The sequence below is a fragment of the Kitasatospora sp. NPDC043949 genome (assembly GCF_056435365.1).
In genome coordinates this window covers 57,938-74,045 of sequence record NZ_JBWKEQ010000023.1, presented here as the reverse complement: position 1 = coordinate 74,045, position 16,108 = coordinate 57,938, and the positions used below count along the sequence as shown (strand labels likewise).

Annotated in this window: 19 protein-coding genes; 10 read left to right on the top strand and 9 right to left on the bottom strand. The window is 73.8% G+C overall.

Annotated elements, in window-relative coordinates:
* Nucleotides 1-31 precede the first annotated feature (31 nt).
* A complete protein-coding gene (locus AC07AL_RS20395; protein WP_478317881.1) occupies nt 32-1,096 on the bottom strand; it encodes a helix-turn-helix transcriptional regulator in 1,065 nt (354 codons plus the stop codon).
* 284 nt (nt 1,097-1,380) lie between these two features.
* Between AC07AL_RS20395 and AC07AL_RS20390 the strand changes: the two genes are divergently transcribed.
* The 5 genes from AC07AL_RS20390 (at nt 1,381) to AC07AL_RS20370 (ending at nt 6,143) form a co-directional block, all read left to right on the top strand.
* Nucleotides 1,381-2,505 carry an alpha/beta hydrolase gene (locus tag AC07AL_RS20390; RefSeq protein WP_363586826.1) on the top strand — a complete coding sequence of 375 codons (1,125 nt, stop codon included), beginning with the start codon at nt 1,381-1,383 and terminating at the stop codon, nt 2,503-2,505.
* 87 nt (nt 2,506-2,592) lie between these two features.
* Nucleotides 2,593-3,696, top strand: coding sequence for an RICIN domain-containing protein (locus tag AC07AL_RS20385; RefSeq protein WP_363630973.1), 1,104 nt, complete (start codon nt 2,593-2,595; stop codon nt 3,694-3,696).
* A 184-nt stretch (nt 3,697-3,880) separates the two neighbouring features.
* Nucleotides 3,881-4,303: a hypothetical protein gene (locus AC07AL_RS20380; protein ID WP_478317880.1), complete on the top strand. Its 423-nt coding sequence runs from the start codon at nt 3,881-3,883 to the stop codon at nt 4,301-4,303.
* 11 nt (nt 4,304-4,314) lie between these two features.
* Entirely contained in the window at nt 4,315-5,538 is a 1,224-nt protein-coding gene (locus AC07AL_RS20375) for a sensor histidine kinase (RefSeq protein ID WP_363586823.1), read from the top strand.
* Nucleotides 5,535-6,143, top strand: a complete 609-nt coding sequence (locus tag AC07AL_RS20370; RefSeq protein WP_478317879.1) for a response regulator transcription factor — start codon at nt 5,535-5,537, stop codon at nt 6,141-6,143. Before AC07AL_RS20375 ends, AC07AL_RS20370 begins: the two co-directional genes overlap by 4 nt.
* Before the next feature lie 87 nt (nt 6,144-6,230).
* Here AC07AL_RS20370 and AC07AL_RS20365 read toward each other — a convergent pair whose 3' ends face one another.
* A complete protein-coding gene (locus AC07AL_RS20365) occupies nt 6,231-6,752 on the bottom strand; it encodes a peptidylprolyl isomerase (protein WP_363586821.1) in 522 nt (173 codons plus the stop codon).
* 23 nt (nt 6,753-6,775) lie between these two features.
* The gene (locus AC07AL_RS20360) at nt 6,776-7,588 is read right to left on the bottom strand and encodes a hypothetical protein (protein ID WP_402449942.1); all 813 of its coding nucleotides are present in this window, start codon (nt 7,586-7,588) and stop codon (nt 6,776-6,778) included.
* A 271-nt stretch (nt 7,589-7,859) separates the two neighbouring features.
* On the opposite strand from AC07AL_RS20360, the gene AC07AL_RS20355 reads away from it, so the two are divergent.
* Both AC07AL_RS20355 and AC07AL_RS20350 read left to right on the top strand, forming a co-directional pair.
* On the top strand, nt 7,860-8,099 hold the full coding sequence (locus AC07AL_RS20355; protein WP_478317878.1) for a hypothetical protein: 240 nt from the start codon (nt 7,860-7,862) through the stop codon (nt 8,097-8,099).
* Nucleotides 8,041-8,379 carry a hypothetical protein gene (locus AC07AL_RS20350; RefSeq protein WP_478317877.1) on the top strand — a complete coding sequence of 113 codons (339 nt, stop codon included), beginning with the start codon at nt 8,041-8,043 and terminating at the stop codon, nt 8,377-8,379. The genes AC07AL_RS20355 and AC07AL_RS20350 overlap by 59 nt, the downstream gene beginning before the upstream one ends.
* Before the next feature lie 63 nt (nt 8,380-8,442).
* Here AC07AL_RS20350 and AC07AL_RS20345 read toward each other — a convergent pair whose 3' ends face one another.
* Nucleotides 8,443-10,074, bottom strand: a complete 1,632-nt coding sequence (locus AC07AL_RS20345) for an ALF repeat-containing protein (RefSeq protein WP_478317876.1) — start codon at nt 10,072-10,074, stop codon at nt 8,443-8,445.
* Between the two features lie 148 nt (nt 10,075-10,222).
* On the opposite strand from AC07AL_RS20345, the gene AC07AL_RS20340 reads away from it, so the two are divergent.
* Entirely contained in the window at nt 10,223-11,176 is a 954-nt protein-coding gene (locus AC07AL_RS20340) for an NAD-dependent epimerase/dehydratase family protein (RefSeq protein ID WP_478317875.1), read from the top strand.
* Between the two features lie 13 nt (nt 11,177-11,189).
* On the opposite strand, the gene AC07AL_RS20335 is transcribed toward AC07AL_RS20340, so the two are convergent.
* Nucleotides 11,190-11,513 (bottom strand): DUF1330 domain-containing protein, encoded by a 324-nt coding sequence (locus AC07AL_RS20335; protein ID WP_363586816.1) that lies wholly within the window; start codon nt 11,511-11,513, stop codon nt 11,190-11,192.
* Between the two features lie 183 nt (nt 11,514-11,696).
* Nucleotides 11,697-13,193, bottom strand: a complete 1,497-nt coding sequence (locus AC07AL_RS20330) for an MFS transporter (protein WP_363586815.1) — start codon at nt 13,191-13,193, stop codon at nt 11,697-11,699.
* Between the two features lie 163 nt (nt 13,194-13,356).
* Here AC07AL_RS20330 and AC07AL_RS20325 point away from each other — a divergent pair, with 163 nt between their 5' ends.
* Together AC07AL_RS20325 and AC07AL_RS20320 are read left to right on the top strand one after the other, a co-directional pair.
* Nucleotides 13,357-13,812: a MarR family winged helix-turn-helix transcriptional regulator gene (locus AC07AL_RS20325; protein ID WP_363586814.1), complete on the top strand. Its 456-nt coding sequence runs from the start codon at nt 13,357-13,359 to the stop codon at nt 13,810-13,812.
* Nucleotides 13,813-13,961: 149 nt separating this feature from the next.
* A complete protein-coding gene (locus AC07AL_RS20320) occupies nt 13,962-14,915 on the top strand; it encodes a hypothetical protein (RefSeq protein WP_400986856.1) in 954 nt (317 codons plus the stop codon).
* 116 nt (nt 14,916-15,031) lie between these two features.
* Here AC07AL_RS20320 and AC07AL_RS20315 read toward each other — a convergent pair whose 3' ends face one another.
* From AC07AL_RS20315 to AC07AL_RS20305, 3 genes are all read right to left on the bottom strand, one after another.
* Nucleotides 15,032-15,499, bottom strand: coding sequence for an NUDIX domain-containing protein (locus tag AC07AL_RS20315; protein ID WP_363586810.1), 468 nt, complete (start codon nt 15,497-15,499; stop codon nt 15,032-15,034).
* A gap of 75 nt (nt 15,500-15,574) precedes the next feature.
* Complete coding sequence (locus tag AC07AL_RS20310; protein ID WP_363586809.1) at nt 15,575-15,814, bottom strand: hypothetical protein; 240 nt, start codon at nt 15,812-15,814, stop codon at nt 15,575-15,577.
* An 11-nt stretch (nt 15,815-15,825) separates the two neighbouring features.
* Complete coding sequence (locus tag AC07AL_RS20305) at nt 15,826-16,023, bottom strand: hypothetical protein (protein ID WP_363630959.1); 198 nt, start codon at nt 16,021-16,023, stop codon at nt 15,826-15,828.
* Between the last annotated feature and the right edge of the window lie 85 nt (nt 16,024-16,108).

Sequence of the window (16,108 nt, the reverse complement as noted above, 5' to 3'; positions counted from 1 at the left end):
CCCCCCAGGGGTCCGGCCCGGCACGGACGGCTCACAGCCAACCGCGCCGGGCCGCCTGCACGCCCGCCTGGAAACGCGTGGTGGCCCCCAGCTGGGCCAGCAGCGCCGAGACCCGGCGCACCACCGTGCGCCGCCCCAGCCCCAGCCGCCGGGCGATGGCGTCGTCCGTGGCACCGCTGGCCATCAGGGTCAGGATGCGACGGTCCCGCTCGCCGATCTGCAGGTCGGCGGCGGACACCGACGCCGGGACGGCCAGCCGCCAGAGCGTCTCGAACACCGCGGCCAGCGCCCGCAGCAGGCCCGAGGGCCGGATCAGCAGCGAGACGACGCCCGGGCGCCCGTCGGCCGCCAGCGTGACGATCGCCAGGTCGTCGTCGCCCAGGGCCAGCTTGAGCGGCGGATCGTCCAGCGTGCGGGCCTGCTCCCCCGCCTCCATCATGCGCGCCATGTTGGGGCCCGCGACCGGGTCGTCGAAGGCGCAGCCGTGGTAGATCGAGCGGTAGACGACCCCGGCGGCCATCCGCTGGCGCTGCAGCACCTCCTGGTCGAGGTAGTAGGCCGAACTGCCGGAGTAGGGCGGCACGTCGATGACCCGCACCTGGTGGCGGGCGGCCAGCTGGAGTCGCCGGCTGGCCGCCAGTACCTGGGCGGCGTCCTCGACCACCTCCAGGGCGCCGTAGGTGCCGGCGTCGCGCCGGGCGAAGCGGTAGAGGCGTTCCAGTTCCGCCCCGGCCCGGCGCGCCGCGGCCTGCCGGACGGCGTCGCTCTGCAGCACCGCCTCGACCACCCGGCCGGGCGGCAGCGCCTCCCAGGCGCGGTCGCGGTGAACGTCGTCGCGGTGACGGTCGTCGCGCGGGCCGTCGCCGCAGTGGCCGTCGTCGCGCGGGCCCTCACCGCGCGGGCCCTCACCGTTGCAGGCCACGACGACTCCCTCGTCGGCGAGTTCCCTGAGCACGGCCAGGACGACGCCCTCGCCGAGGCCGACCCCGGCCGCCAGCTCCGCCGCCCGCGCCTGCGGACGGCCGACCAGGCAGCGGTAGACCCGGCCGCGTTCGGAGTCTGGATCCAGCACGTCGTGCACGACGTCCCCCGTCATCGTGTCGGTGTATCGGTGTGTCGGTGTGTCGGCTCATCAGCTCGGCGCTGTGCCGTTGTGTCGACCCGTCCGCTCGTCGGTTTGTCGGCTTGTCGTTGTGCTGGTGTCGCCCGGACGGGCCGTCGGAGGCTACCCACGCCGGTGGCGCACATGCGCCAGTGGCCCAGGTGCGCCGCAGGGCGCTCTGGCGGACCGCGAGGTGATCTCGCAAGAGTTGTCGGTGCTCAGACAGTTCCAGCGGTTCCCCCCGGGAACAGCGGCACCCTCACGGCCAAGGACGACCCATGACACCAGCCCAGCCCGCCCGGCGCCCGCCCGTACGGCCCCCGCGCGCCCGGCTCCGGCACGCCAGGACGGCCGTCGCCGCCCTGGCCGCCTGCCTCCTGCTGCTGGGCGTGCCCGCCGCGCCCGCCGCGCCCGCCGAGGCCCCCGCCCCGCCGCCGATGAAGGACGGCTTCGGGCTCACCCAGGTCGGCGCCCCCACCGGCAGCGCCACCAACTTCGTGCTCACCGTCACCACACCCCAGGTCGCCGGGGAGCACACCATCCGGATCCTGCTGCCCGCCGACTACGCGGCCAGCCCGGCCAAGCGCTACCCGGTCCTGTACTTCCTGCACGGCGCCTCGGACAACCCGAGCGACCCGGCCCTGGCCTACCCCGCCCTCACCGCCGCGCAGTCGATGATCACCGTCATCCCGGACGGCGGCCTGCGCGGCTGGTACACCGACTGGCTCGACCAGAACACCGCCGCCGGGGCGCAGAACTGGGAGACCTTCCACCTCGACCAGGTCGTCCCGTTCATCGACGCCAACCTGCGCACCCTGACGGGCCGCAGGAGCCGGGCCGTCGGCGGCCTGTCGATGGGCGGCTTCGGCGCGCTGCACTACGCGCAGGACCGGCCCCAGCTGTTCGGCCAGGTCCTCACCATGTCCGGCGCGAACGACCTCTCCGTGAACGAGATGATCATCCGCGGGGCCGTGGTCGCCACCCTGACCAACGCCGGCACCGTGCTGTGCGGGCCCAGCGACGGCAAGCCCTGCGGCCTCGACTTCGGCCCCACGGTCTCCAGCGACGCGATCTTCGGCTCGCCGTACCCGGTGTTCAACGCCGACTGGCGCTGGAACGCCGCGGACCCGGTCTCCCGCGTGGGCGCGCTCGCCGACACCGGCATCGCGGTCTACACCGGCAACGGCAACGGCAGCGCCTCCGACATGGAGTTCTGGGCCGAGGGCACCGCCAAGCGCCTCAAGGACCGCCTGGACGCCCTCGGTTACCGCTACCACTACGTCGACTACGGCAACGGCGCCGGCTGGGGCACCGCCTGCAACGGCGGCCACAGCGCGGGCTGCTGGGCGCAGGACCTCGTGGACTACGTCCCGCGCCTGGAAGCGGCCTTCGCCGCCGCCTGACCGGCCCGCCCTCCTTCCTTCCTTCCGCCTCCTCTCCCCTCTCCCCCCTCTCCCTCTCCCCGTTCCCGACGAAAGGACCCGACCCCCGTGCTTTCCGCCACGACCCCGAGCCGAACGGCTCCCTGGCTGCGCCTGATAGCGGCCGTCCTGGTGGCCTGTTGCGCCGCCCTGGGCTTCACCGCCTCCCCGTTCGCGACCGCGCGGGCCCACGCCGCCACGGCGCCGGCCGCCGCCTGCGCCTCCCCGCAGCAGTGTCTGACCATCAAGTCCCTCAGCAACGGGCGCCAACTCGACGTCCAGAACGGCACCATGGGCGACGGCGCCTACATCGTCACCAACTCGGCGCCCGGCTACCACCAGTCCTGGCGGCTGAGCGTCGACCCCTCCGACTTCTCCTTCACCATCGTCAACAACGACACCGGCAAGTGCATCGACCTGGCCTTCTTCACCCCGGCCCTGCGCCAGCAGACCTGCGCCGGGCAGGCCAGCCAGCGGTGGTTCCTGCAGCCGGTCGCCGGGGCCGCCGACGCGTTCATGATCCGCCACCTGGGCGACAACACCTGCCTGGACCTGCTGCTCGGCGCCCAGTACGACGACGCCTGGACCGACCAGTACACCTGCAACGGCACCGCCAACCAGCAGTGGTCCACCGGCTTCCCGCAGGCCGCCCGCAGCCTCGCCGTCGACCACGCCGCCAAGCAGTGCCAGAAGGACGTCTCCTCCTGCTCCTGGGCCGTCAAGAGCGAGGCCCCCGCGGCGCCGCTGCCCAAGATCTGCGTCTCCTCGATCTGGTTCAACAACACCAGCAGCGCCGCCCAGCAGAACTTCGCGGTCACCAACATGACCGGCTGGTCCAGCACCCTCGGCGGGGAGATCGGGGCGGAGATCTCCGGCGGCGCGCCCGGCGGCGTCTTCACCACCGCGGTCAAGACCGCCGTCAACTACAGCAACGTCTGGCAGGGCTCGACCACCGTCAACAACGCCGTCACCGTCAACGTCCCGCCCCAGCAGTACGGCTGGGTGACGCTGGCCGAACTCGCCCGCAAGGTCACCGGCAACTGGACGTTCGACGCCCGCGGCTTCCCGTGGACCGCCGAGGACACCGTCACCGTCCCGCTCACCTCCGACCCCAGCGGCGGCGCCACCCTCTACATCGCCAACACCAGCCCCACCTTCACCAGCTGCACCTGAGCCCCACCGCACGACCGACAGCCAGCCGCCGCCCGGCCCCGCCGGGCGGCGGCCCCGTTTTCCCCCGGCCCTTCCCCGGCCCTCCCCCCAACCCTGACCTGCCCTGACCTGCTGACAATTGTCACGGTCGGCCGGTGCGGCAGCACACTGCCGGGCGGGGGCGCGGCGCGGACAGCATGGGGGCATGACCTCCACCGACGTGAACCACCCCGACACCGTTCGGGCCTTCCGCACCGTCAGGCGACTGGTGTTCGCCTACCTGGGCCTGAGCGTCGTCACCCTGGCGGCCGCCTACGTCCTGCGCAACCACCCCGACCTGGTGAACCCGGCCGTGTGGATCCGCGGCACCCTCGTCGTGGCCAGCGCCGTGGTCACGTACCTGTTCACCACCCGGGCCGCCCGCGGATCGCACGCGGCGTACCGGCGGCTGCGGATCATCTCGGCCGTCATGATCGCCGCGATCGTCGTGATCATCTGCGTACCGGGGGCCTTCCCGTTCTGGATGAAGGCCGAGCAGGCCCTGTGCGGGCTGGTGCTGGCGGGGGTGGCCGCCGTGATCAACGGACGCCACCTGCGTACCCTGTTCGCGCGATCCGACGCGACGTGAGGCGGGCGAGGGTGGACGAGGACACGCAGGCGACCCTCCCCGGGCACGCCGCCGCGGAGCGCGCCACAGGGGAGCGCGCCCCGCAACGGTGGGTGCAGGGCTGGCGGCGGATCATGCTGAGCGCCGGGATGCTGGTCTACCCGTGCCTGACCGCCGTCGCCGTGAGCGGCAACGTGTCCGGGGCGGCCCTGGTCGCCGGGTACGCGGTCGTCGGCGCGTTCTGCCTCTGCTTCGTCCTCACCGCCACCGCGATGATCCACCGCCGGCGGCGACAGGTGTTCCTGCTGCTGGCGGTGATGAGCGCGCTGTTCCTGGCCGCGCTGCCGTTCGCCCACGAGAACGCGTTCTACCTCGCCATCGTCGTCGTCTCCTTCGTCGCCGTGCTGCGGCGCCGCCACGCCACCCTGGTGACCGTCACCGCCACCCTGGCCGCCCTGCTGGTGCCGTGGGCGGTGCCCGCCTGGCACGCCGGGCCCGGCACCTTCCAGGCGCTGGCCCTGCTGTTCACCGTGCTCACCACGGGGGCGTTCGCGGAGATCGCCACCACCAACCAGGCCCTGGTGGCCGCCCGGGCCGAGGTGGCGCGGCTGGCCTCGGAGGCCGAACGCAACCGGATCGCGCGCGACCTGCACGACCTGCTCGGGCACTCGCTCACCGCGATCACCGTCAAGTCCCGCCTGGCCCAGCGCCTCGCCGCCAAGGACCCCGACCAGTCGCTGGCGGAGATGGCCGCGGTGGAGTCGCTGTCCCGGCAGGCGCTGGCCGACGTCCGGGCCGCGGTCACCGGCTACCGCGACGTCACGCTGGCCGGCGAACTCGCGCGCGGACGCGAACTGCTGCGCGCCGCCGGGGTGGTAGCCGACCTGCCGACGTCCACCGACCCCGTCGCCACGCGGGACGGGGAACTGTTCGGCTGGGTGGTGCGCGAGGGCCTGACCAACGTGGTCCGGCACGCCCGGGCCGACCGCTGCACCGTCACCGTCACCGGCTCCTCCGTGGAGATCCGCGACGACGGGACGGGCGCGGACGGCAGAACCGGCGGGACCGGCGAGGGCAGCGGGGTCGGGAAGGGCAGCGGGGTCGGGAAGGGCCTGAGAGGGCTGCGGGAACGGGTCGCGGCGGCCGGCGGTACCGTCGAAGCCGGCCCGCTGAGCCCGCGCGGGTGGCGGCTGCTGGTCACCGTCCCGCCGAGCGCCCGCCACGGGCGCGCCCCCGCCCGGAAAGGGACGACATGACGATCCGCCTGCTGCTCGCCGAGGACCAGGAACTGGTCCGCACCGCGCTGTGCGCCCTGCTCGACCTGGAGGACGACTTCGAGGTGGTCGCCGCCGTCGGACGCGGCGACCACGTCGTCGACGCGGCCCGCGAACACCGGCCCCACGTGGCCCTCCTGGACATCGAGATGCCCGGCCTCGACGGCCTGGCCGCCGCCGCCGTCCTGGCCCAGCAGGTGCCCGACTGCCGGGTCGTCATCCTCACCACCTTCGGACGCGCCGGCTACCTGCGCCGGGCGATGGAAGCGGGCGCGGTCGGCTTCGTCGTCAAGGACGCGCCGGCCGAAGTGCTCGCCGACGCCATCCGCCGGGTCGCGGCGGGCGAACGCGTGGTGGACCCGGAACTGGCCGCGGCCACCCTGGCGGCCGGCGCCTCCCCGCTCACCGCCCGGGAACGCGACGTGCTGAACGCCTCCCGCTCCGGGGCCGGCGTCGCCGAGATCGCCGGCAAGCTCTACCTCTCGGAGGGCACGGTGCGCAACTACTTCTCCTCCGCCATCGCCAAGACCGCCAGCCGCAACCGCACCGAGGCCCTGCGCACCGCCGACGACCGCGGCTGGCTGTGACACCGCCGGACGACGGGCGCAGGGCTGCCGGACTACCGTACTGCCGGACTACCGGACTGCCGGACTGCCGGACTGCCGGGGCAGGCGTCAGAGCCGCTCGACGGTGACCTCGGTGATCACGACGTCCTCCACGGGGCGCTCGCCGTCCGTGGGGACGGCCGCGAGGGCGTCGACGACGGCCCGGGAGTCGGCGTCGGCGACCTGGCCGAAGATGGTGTGCCGACGGTTCAGGTGGGCGGGCGTGCCGACGGTGATGAAGAACTGCGAGCCGTTGGTGCCCGGGCCGGAATTGGCCATGGCGAGCAGGTAGGGCCTGGTGAAGTGCAGTTCGGGGTGGAACTCGTCGGCGAAGGCGTAGCCCGGGCCGCCGGTGCCGCTGCCGGTGGGGTCGCCGCCCTGGACCATGAAGCCGGCCACCACGCGGTGGAAGAGCGTGCCGTCGTAGTACGGGCCGCTGCCGGGCCCGCCGGTGCGCGGGTCGGTGTACTCCCGGGTGCCCTCGGCGAGTTCGACGAAGTTGCGGACCGTCTTCGGCGCGTGGAACTGGAACAGCTCCAGCCGGATCGGGCCCAGGGTGGTGTGCAGGGTCGCGAACAGGCCCTTGGCCATGGCGGACTCCTTTGCTCGGGTGGTCAGTTGGGGGCGGGGACCGGCTCGACGGGGCCGAAGTCGCGGAAGGTGCCGTAGGTGCGCGTCGGGGTGCCCCTGATCTCGACGCGCTGGTCGAAGCGCACGGTGCGGCCCTGGGCGTCGATCCACTGGTCGAGCTGGAAGGACGCCACCCCCATGCGCTTGAGGTTGAGGTAGCGCTCGGCGTCCACGGCGCGCATCTGCTCCACGCCGAGCGTGCCGGACAGGTGGAAGGCGGGCGCGCCGTTCTGCTCCTCCATGCCCTTGCGGGCGGCGGGGCCGAGCGCCAGCAGGGCCTTCGCGTAGCCGTGGTAGTCGGCGATCCGGTCGGCGAGGGGGGACTTGCGCCAGCCGCTGCCGGACTTGATGTACGCCGCGTCCTCGGTGACGACGACCGGGTCGCCCGCCGAATCGCCGCCGGCGCCGAGGGACTCGGTGAGGCGGCCGGTGCGTACCTTGCCGTTGAGGTTGATCCGGCCGGTGGTGGTCGCGACCAGCGGGCCGCCCTCGGTGCGGAAGTCCTGGGAGGCCGCGTAGGGCGTGCGGGCGGCCTGGGCGAGGGCCTGCTCGGGGTCGATCACCCCGCCGGCGGGCGCCTCGGCCGGGGCCGAGGCAGGTGCGGACGCCGGGGCCGATGCCGATGCCGACGCCGACGCCGGGGCGGACGCCGGGGCCGATGCCGATGCCGGAGCGGACGGCGGGGCGGCGGGGGTCTGGGCCGCCGAGGGGGCGGCGTCGTCGTTGCAGCCCGTCAGCGCGGTGAGGGAGAGCACGGTCGCGGCGGCGGCCAGGGCGGTGGTGCGGCGAATCGTCAAGAAAGGTCTCCGGTCGAGGGGATCGGTGTCGGCATCCTGGCACACGGCGGGCTCGCCACCGCACTCGGCGCAGGGGCGGGGCGCAGGTCAGGGGGGTGGGTCGGGGCGCGGGTCGAGCGGATCCCGCGCGGCGCCAACTTCCCTGTAGGACAGGCCTGGTGTCCACTTGTATGGCGGATCGGCCCGGTTTCGGGCGGGTCGGGGGCGCGGGCGGGGGGCTCGGCTTGAGAGGATCGGCCCGGAAACGGGATGGACGGGAGAGGGGTGAGACGTGGTCGGTACCGTGCTGGTCGGTGTCCTGGTGATCGTGGTCGGCGGGTGCGTGTGCGTGGTGTGGGCCGAACGCGGCGGCCCCCGCTGGGTGCGCGCCGTGGCGTCCGTGACGCTCGCCTCGGGGTCCCTGCTGCGCCGCTCCTCGCGCAGCCGGCGCCGGAACCGGAGCCTGAGCGGCGGTGACAGCGGCGACGATGGCGATGGCGGCGGCGGTGGTGGCGGCGGCGATGGTGGCTGAGCGCCCCGCCCGCGGGCGCGACGACGACGAGCGGCTGCGGCGGGTCTTCGAGGCGGTGCTGGCCCAGACCCTGTCCGGGACCGGACCGCTCACCTGCACGGGCCTGGACGAGGACACCGAGAACGCGCTCTGGGCGGCCTGGGAGGCGTACCCGCACGCTTCGGCCGAGCTGGTGCAGGCCGCGCGGCGCGCCTTCGCGGGCCAGCTGGACGGCAGCAATGCGGCCCGCTGGCACGCGGACCTCGCCCGGGCGATCGCCGAGCGCAGCCCCCGCGGCTGAACGTGCGTCCCCGGACGTCCGGGCGTCCCCGGACGCGTGGGCGGCCGGGGACGCTCGGGGGCGTCAGCTCTCGGTGGAGCGGCGGCGGGAGGCGACGACGAGCGCAGCACCCGCGGCCAGGGCGGCGGCGGCGCCGCCGGCCTCCCAGCCGAGGCCCTCGGTGCCGGTGGCGGCGAGCTGGCCGGGGCGGGTGGTGACCGTGGTGGTGCCCGTGGTGGCCGTGGCCGTCCCGGCGGTGGTGCCCGCCGCGGTCGTGCCCGTGGTCGTGCCCGTCGTGGTGGTCAGGGCGGCGGGCTGGACGGCCGACTGGGCGCCGGTGGCGGTCTGCGGCTGCTCGGCGGGCCGGGCCGGCTGCGGGGCCGGCTTGTTCGCGGCGGCCTCGTCCTCGGCACGGGCCGTGAACTGGCCCTCCTTCAGGAACTTCACGACGTCCTCGTCGGTGCCGCCGTCCAGCGCCCGGCTGGCGGCCTCGCGCACGGCCCGCCCACCGGCCGCCATGATCTGGGCGAGCTTCACCCGGTTGTCGTCGGCCCGCTGCTTGGGAAGCTCGACGTCCAGGAAGTGCCGCACGTCGGCGGCGGTGCCCGCGAGGGCCTTCTCCCCCGCCTCGCGCACGCCCGGGCCGGTCTCCTTGTCGTCCAGGATGCCCTGCACCTTCGCACGGGCCTCGTCCTCGGCACGGGCCGTGAACTGGCCTTCCTTCAAGAACTTCACGACGTCCTCGTCGGTACCGCCGTCCAGCGCCCGGCTGGCGGCCTCGCACACGGCCCGCCCGCCGACCGCCATGATCTGGGCGAGCTTCACCCGGTTGTCGTCGGCCCGCTGCTTGCGGAGCTCGACCTCCAGGAAGTGCCGCACGTCGGCGGCGGTACCCGCGAGGGCCTTCTCCCCCGCCTCGCGCACGCCCGGGCCGGTCTCCTTGTCGTCGAGGATGCCCTGCACCTTGGCGCGGTCCTCGTCCTCGGCGCGGGCGATGAACTGGCCCTCCTTGAGGAAGGCCAGGATTTCCTCGTTGCTGCCGGATATCGCCTTCCCGGCGGCCTTCTTCAGTGCCGGCCCGGCGCCGTCGAAGATCCGGGCGACCTTCAGCCGGTTGTCGGTCTGACGCCGCTCGCCGAGCTCGACGTCCAGGAAGTGCCGCACGTCGGCGGCGGTGCCCGCGAGGGCCTTCTCCCCCGCCGCGTGCACAGCCGGGCCGGTCTCCTTGTCGTCGAGGATGCCCTGCACCTTGGCGCGGTCCTCGTCCTCGGCACGGGCCGTGAACTGGCCCTCCTTGAGGAACTTCGCGACGTCCTCGGCGGTGCCGCCCCGCAGGGCGGCCGTGGCGGCCTTCTTGACGGCCGGCCCACCAACGGCGAGGACCTGGTAGGCCTTCACCCGGTTGTCGATCACGCGCTGGTCGTGGAGCTCGACGTCCAGGAAGTGCCGCAGGTCGGCGGCGGTGCCGTTCAGCGCCTTCTGGGCAGCCTCGCGCACGCCCGGGCCGCTCTCCTTGTCGGCGAGGATGCGCCGCACCTCGGCGCGGTCGTGCTCCTCCTGGCCCGTCCCCTGGTCCTCGGCACCCTTGGACGCGGTGTCAGGTCCGGAGACACCGGCCGGCTGGGGGTTGTCGGCGGCGGAGGCCATCGACGGGAAGAGGACGGTGGGGGCCAGGACGGCGGCCGCGACGACGGCGGACACCCGGGGCAGCTTCATTCAGTACCTTGCGTTGTGCGGAGAGATTGTGAACGCCCGCCAGCATAGATCGTCTTTTACGGTTGCCATACCAAGTATTTGCCGTCGCCCGCACCGCACCCTCGCAGCACCCGCGGCACCCGCAGCCCCAGACCCTAGGGTGGGGCGGATGAGCTTCCACGTGGTTGTCGGATACGGGCCCGCCGGGGCCGCCACCGCCCGCCTGCTGGCCGGGCAGGGGCACGCCGTACGGGTCGTCACCAGGACGGGGAGCCCCGCGCGGGGCGGGGCCCCGGTGCCCGGCATCGAGCACGTGGCGCTGGACGCGGGCGATCGCGCGCGGCTGGCGGAGGCCGCACGCGGCGCAGCGGCGATCTACGGCTGCGCGGCGCCGCCGCTGCCGCAGTGGGCGGCGCGGTGGCCGGCGCTGGCCTCCTCGCTGTGCGCGGCGGCCGAGGCCACCGGGGCGGTGCTGGTCATGCTCGGCAACCTCTACGGCTACGGGCCGGTGCGCGGCCCGATGACCGAGGACCTGCCGCTGGCCGCGGCCGGTCCCAAGGGGCGGGTGCGGGCGGCGGCGTGGGAGCAGGCGCGGGCGCTGCACGGGGCCGGGCGGATCCGGGCGGTCGAGGTGCGGGCCTCGGACTTCTTCGGCCCCGGGGTGACGGACGGCGGGCACCTGGCCTCGCGGGTGATGCCGGGCCTGCTGAAGGGCCGGAACATCGCGGTGCTCGGCGACCCGGACGCGCCGCACAGCTGGACGTACCTGCCGGACGTGGCGCGGGCGTTGGCCGAGGTCGCGGGCGAGGAGCGGGCCTGGGGGCGGGCCTGGCACGTGCCGACGGCCCCCGCGCTGCCGGTGCGCGCGATGGTGGAGCGGCTGGCCGCGCAGGCGGGCGTCGGACCGGTCGCGGTGCGCCGGCTCCCGCAGGCGCTGCTGGGCGCGGCGGGGCTGTTCTCCCCGCTGCTGCGTGAACTGCGCGAGGTCCGTTACCAGTTCGACCGCCCGTTCGTGGTGGACTCCTCCGCCTACGAGGCCGCCTTCGCGGTGCGCGCGACCGCGCCGGAGGAGCAGGTGGAGGCGACGGTGCGGTGGTGGCGCGAGCGGGCGCAGGGGCGTTGAGCCCCCGGGCCGGTCAGTGCTTGAGGGCGTCGGCGCCGCGGTAGCCGGCGGGCACGCCCCGGGCGAAGACCACGTCGGCGGCCATGTGGCGGGTGCGCAGCGGGAGGATCTCCTGGTAGGCGGGCGAGTCGTACCAGGCGCGCAGGCGTTGGTGGTCGGGGAACTCGATGAGGATGAGGTCCTGTCCCCAGGTGCCTTCGACGGTCTCGATCCGGTCGCCGTGGATGAGGAAGCGGCCGTCGAAGGGGTCCAGGGTGGCGTCGATGCGCTGGAGGTACTCGACGATGTCGGGGCCGAACTCGACCGAGTGGACCTGGGCCATCGCGTAGGCGGTCATCGCTGTTCTCCTGGGGGTTGGTCCGGTGTCCGTGGTCTCCGACGGTACGGGTGGGGGTGGTGGGGGCGAATCCGTCGCGGATCGGTAGGGGGTACGTAGCGCGGCTGCCCCCGGCGGGTGCCGGGGGCGGGCTGGCGGGTGGTCAGGTCGTGGCGGGTGGTCAGGTCGTGGCGGGTTGGGTGGTCAGGTCGTGGCGGTGTCCTTGGCGGCGGGTGCCGGGTGGGTAGTGGCGGGTGCAGCCCCGGCGGGCGGGGCGGGGATGGTGGCGGCGACCGCGGCGGCGGCCAGGGCCACGCCGCAGCCGATCAGCAGGCCGACCCTGAAGCCGCTCTCCGAGGGCAGGGTGTGGCCGCCGAGGGTGGTGGTCAGCTGGGCGAGGACCACGCCGACCACGGCGGCGGAGACGGAGGTGCCGAGCGAGCGCATCAAGGTGTTGAAGCTGTTCGCGGACGCCGTCTCGGACAGCGGCACGGCGCTCATGATCAGTGCGGGCATCGCGCCGTAGGCCAGGCCGACGCCGCTGTTGCACACCAGTGTCACGACCAGGACGCCCCAGGTGGAGCCGATGAGCACCATCGAGAGTCCGTATCCGGCGGCGATCGCGAGGGAGCCGGCGACCAGGGTGAACTTGGGGCCGCGCGCGGCCGACAGGCGTGCGCCCAGTGGTGAGACGGCCATCATCATCAGGCCGGAGGGCGCCATCCACAGGCCCATGGCCAGCATCGACCGGCCCAGGCCGTAGCCGGTGGCCTCGGGGAGTTGGAGCAGCTGGGGGATGATCAGCGCCTGCGCGTACATGCCGAAGCCGACCAGGACGGATGCGGCGTTGGTCAGCAGGACCCGGGGGCGGGCCGTGACCCGCAGGTCCACCAGCGGTTCGGGGCAGCGCAGTTCCCACCGGCCCCAGGCGAGGAGCAGGACGGCGGCGGCGGCGAACAGGCCGAGGGTGAGGGGGTCGGTCCAGCCCCAGTCGGCGCCCTTGGAGACGGGCAGCAGGAGGCAGACCAGTCCGGCGCCCAGGCCGGCCGCGCCGACGGGGTCGAAGCGGCCGCCGGCGGGGCGCCGGGCGGGGGCGGGGACGAGGAAGCGGATCATCGCGGCGACGACGAGGGTGAGGGCGGCGGCGCCCCAGAACAGGGCCCGCCAGCTGGCGTACTGGGCGACGGCGGCGGCGATCGGCAGGCCGAGGCCGCCGCCGATCCCCATCGAGGCGCTGACCAGGGCGATGGCGGAGCCGAGGCGTTCGGGCGGCAGGACTTCGCGCAGCAGGCTGATGCCGAGCGGGACGACGCCCATGCCCATGCCCTGGAGGCCGCGGCCGATGATCATCGGTACGGCCGCGGAGGCGAGGGCGCACAGGACCGATCCGATGAACAGCGGTACGCAGCAGGCCAGGAGCATGCGGCGTTTGCCCAGCAGGTCGCCCAGGCGTCCGCTGATCGGGACGAAGACGGCGCCGGCGAGCAGGGTCGCGGTGATCGCCCAGGAGGCGTTGGACGGCGCGGTGTGCAGCAGTCGGGGCAGTTCGCCGATCAGCGGGGTGACCAGGGTCTGCATGATCGCGGCCACGGTGCCGGTGAAGGCGAGGGTGGCGACGATGCCGGTGGTGGGGGTGGTGCCGGCGGTCGGGGCGGTGCCGGCGGTGGGGGCGGTCGTGCCGCCGGGCTGGGGGCCGTCCATGGCGGGCTCCTCGGAAACGGAATGTGTATCGTGCATATTATGTGCATCGAGCACACTACATGGCCGGGTCCCGCCGTCACACCCCTTTGCCATACTGGACAAGGCCCGCGAAACCCGCAGGTCAGCGGTGCGGCGATGAGGGTGAAGGGCGAAGGACGACGGCATGGGCGAACGTACGGACCTGGTCGAGTTCGAGTACATGGTGCTCGGCCGCCACCACTACCTGAGCCAGTCCGCCGCCCGCCCGCGCGGCAGCACCCTGGAGCGCAGCGCGTACATCCTGCTCAGCCGCATCCGCATCCAGGGCCCGATGTCCATCGGCGAGCTGAGCGAGGCCTTCAACCTCGACGCCTCCACCCTCAACCGGCAGACCGCCGCCATGACCCGGGCCGGCCTGGTCGAGCGGATCGCCGACCCCGACGGCGGGATGGCCCGCAAGTTCCGCCTCACCGACGAGGGCGACCGCCGCCTCGACGAGGAGCGCGAGGCCCACGTGGAGGCCCTGGACCGGGTGATGGCCGGCTGGTCCGCCCAGGACGTCACCACCTTCGCCGCCTACCTGCGCCGCTTCAACACCGACATCGAGCACCTCGACGGGCGCCCCTGGCCGCGCCCCTGACCAGTCGGGTGTCGAACGACCCCCAGGAAACTGGGATACCGGCGATTGATCGCGCGCTGACAAGCTGACCGCGGCGGACGGACCGGGTGGCCCGGGGGCCCTCCGGACCGGCCGCCGCCCCTCGTCGTCTCCCCTCCTTGGAGAGCACTGTGCGTTCGCTAGTCCGGCGTATCGTCCTCGGCATCGCGCTCGCCCTGACCGGCCTGGTGCTGGTCCCGGGCGGCTCGGCCTCGGCCGACACCCCCTCGACGGTCCTGTTCAACCAGAAGTCCGAGCGCTGTCCCAACGGCGCGATATGGGGCGGACAGGGTCTGCACCCCTGCGCGCCGTCCGACAACCCGGGCCAGTGGGTGTTCAAGCCCGTCCCGGGCCTGCCGAGCGTCTACACCGTCAACAACGCCGCCGACCAGCGCTCCTGCCTGACCGCCGACAGCACCCCCTCCGGCGTCCAGTGCTACGCCAACGACACCTCGCAGATGTGGCGGGTCACGCCGTGGACCGCGGCCGACAGCACGCCGCGCTACGGCCTGCTCGGGATACGGCTGCAGAACATCTCCACCTCCCAGTGCCTGGACAACACCGAGCACCGGATCGGCGGCGGCTGGCGGCTCTACATGTTCGACTGCAACTACGGCGGGTACCAGGAGTGGGACATCGCCCGCAACACCTACGAGGCCCTGTTCGGCGGCGTCGCCACCCACAACGGCATGACCTGGGCCGCCCTTGAGCAGCGCGCCGACAACGTCGTGCACGTCGGCAACGACAACAGCAGCAACGCGTACAGCGGCGACACCCCCGCCACCGCGCAGCTGCCCGTGCTGTGCCTCAAGCAGGACGGCCGCCCCGCCCCCGCCGGCGTGCCCACCAGCGGCTACCACAGCTGGGCCGGCGGCGAGGTGAAGGCCACCATCCCCACCTCCGGCAGCCAGCTCACCAGCCGGGCCGCCGCCGACCAGCTCTGCGCCGGCTACTTCGGCACCGGCTTCCGGATGGCCGAGTTCCACGACGCCAACGGCTGGGGCCTGTGGGCCAACGGCACCCTGCCCGCCGGCACCCGCTTCTGGACCGCCATCACCGACCAGCCGGCCAACCCCTGGAGCTGACCGCAGCTGAACGAGAAGGGGCGGGCGCCTGGCGCCCGCCCCTTCTCGCTGCCGAAGCGCCCAACGCGTCACCGACTGGGCCGATGTGGGCGCCGACCCCAACCCGGCGGTGCCGATCAGGTCGCGCGCTGTCCGTGGAGGAGGACGGGCAGCGCGCGGCCCGCCAACGCCTCGCTGACGCGGGCGGCCTGGGAGGGCGCCATGACGTCGGGGAGCCGGCGGACGGGGACGAAGCGGGCGCCGAACAGGCCGCTGCGGTGCTGCGGCGGGACGGTGAGGCGGACGTCGTCGCGCACGGTGCCGCCGTCGAAGACCAGGTTGAGGCGCTCCAGGTGGCGATCGGCCGGGGTGAAGTCGACGGCCAGGACGTCGGCGAGACGCAGGTTGAGCCCGGTCTCGGCGTGGAGGTGGCGGGCGGCGGCGAGGTTGGGGGGCTCGTTGGGCTGGGCGGCGCCGCCGGGGAGGAGGAGGCCGTCCATGTAGTCCGGGTCGACGAGCAGGACGTCGCCGCGCGGGTTGCGCACGAGGACGAGGCAGCCGAGCCGGCACACGGGCGGCTTGGCGAGCAGGCGGGGGTCTTGCATCGGGCGGTTCACTTCCTGAGGGCGGCGAGGAGTACGAGGGAGAAGCCCGCCCACCACAACAGGCGGACCAGGAGTTCAGCCGTCACGCGTCAGGCGCTCGTAGCGCAGGCCCTTGCGCAACAGGTCCACGACCCGCAGGAGTTCGAACGGGCGGGCGCAGCCCAGGCTGATCAGGTAGCAGCCGGTCCTGCGGCCGTGCTCCCAATCCACCTCGATGGACGGCAACGTGACGCCACTCAGGGCGAGGACGGCCGTCAGGTCGTCCAGGACGTCGGCCGCCTGGCGCCGCTGGTCGGCGGTCACGCGGGAGAGCATCGAGGACACGCTCACTCCCCCGGCCGCTTGTGGACCTCGAAGACGCGCCAGGCACTCCAGGCCTCGGAGAAGGAGCCGAACCCGCCGAGCTCACCGTCCGGTTGACGCAGCCACTCCCGGGTGACCTCGTTGCGGACCCGGTAGAGGCGGGCCCCGGTGTCCCAGCGCACGCCGTAGCCATGGAGGCGGGGAACTTGGGTATCGGCCATGGAAATAACCTTCCGCAATCAGCGTTTCACGTTCCGTACACATGGTGGCCCGACATCACCTAGCATCGGAAGCGGTAGACGACTT

Bases quoted from the DNA above. Each gene is read 5' to 3' on its own strand.
- AC07AL_RS20340 (WP_478317875.1), top strand. From the start codon at position 10,223: ATGAGCTTCCACGTGGTTGTCGGATACGGGCCCGCCGGGGCCGCCACC.
- AC07AL_RS20345 (WP_478317876.1), bottom strand. From the start codon at position 10,074: ATGAAGCTGCCCCGGGTGTCCGCCGTCGTCGCGGCCGCCGTCCTGGCC.
- AC07AL_RS20380 (WP_478317880.1), top strand. From the start codon at position 3,881: ATGACCTCCACCGACGTGAACCACCCCGACACCGTTCGGGCCTTCCGC.
- AC07AL_RS20310 (WP_363586809.1), bottom strand. From the start codon at position 15,814: ATGCTCTCCCGCGTGACCGCCGACCAGCGGCGCCAGGCGGCCGACGTC.
- AC07AL_RS20315 (WP_363586810.1), bottom strand. From the start codon at position 15,499: ATGCAAGACCCCCGCCTGCTCGCCAAGCCGCCCGTGTGCCGGCTCGGC.
- AC07AL_RS20330 (WP_363586815.1), bottom strand. From the start codon at position 13,193: ATGGACGGCCCCCAGCCCGGCGGCACGACCGCCCCCACCGCCGGCACC.
- AC07AL_RS20325 (WP_363586814.1), top strand. From the start codon at position 13,357: ATGGGCGAACGTACGGACCTGGTCGAGTTCGAGTACATGGTGCTCGGC.
- AC07AL_RS20390 (WP_363586826.1), top strand. From the start codon at position 1,381: ATGACACCAGCCCAGCCCGCCCGGCGCCCGCCCGTACGGCCCCCGCGC.
- AC07AL_RS20365 (WP_363586821.1), bottom strand. From the start codon at position 6,752: ATGGCCAAGGGCCTGTTCGCGACCCTGCACACCACCCTGGGCCCGATC.
- AC07AL_RS20335 (WP_363586816.1), bottom strand. From the start codon at position 11,513: ATGACCGCCTACGCGATGGCCCAGGTCCACTCGGTCGAGTTCGGCCCC.
- AC07AL_RS20370 (WP_478317879.1), top strand. From the start codon at position 5,535: ATGACGATCCGCCTGCTGCTCGCCGAGGACCAGGAACTGGTCCGCACC.
- AC07AL_RS20305 (WP_363630959.1), bottom strand. From the start codon at position 16,023: ATGGCCGATACCCAAGTTCCCCGCCTCCATGGCTACGGCGTGCGCTGG.
- AC07AL_RS20395 (WP_478317881.1), bottom strand. From the start codon at position 1,096: ATGACGGGGGACGTCGTGCACGACGTGCTGGATCCAGACTCCGAACGC.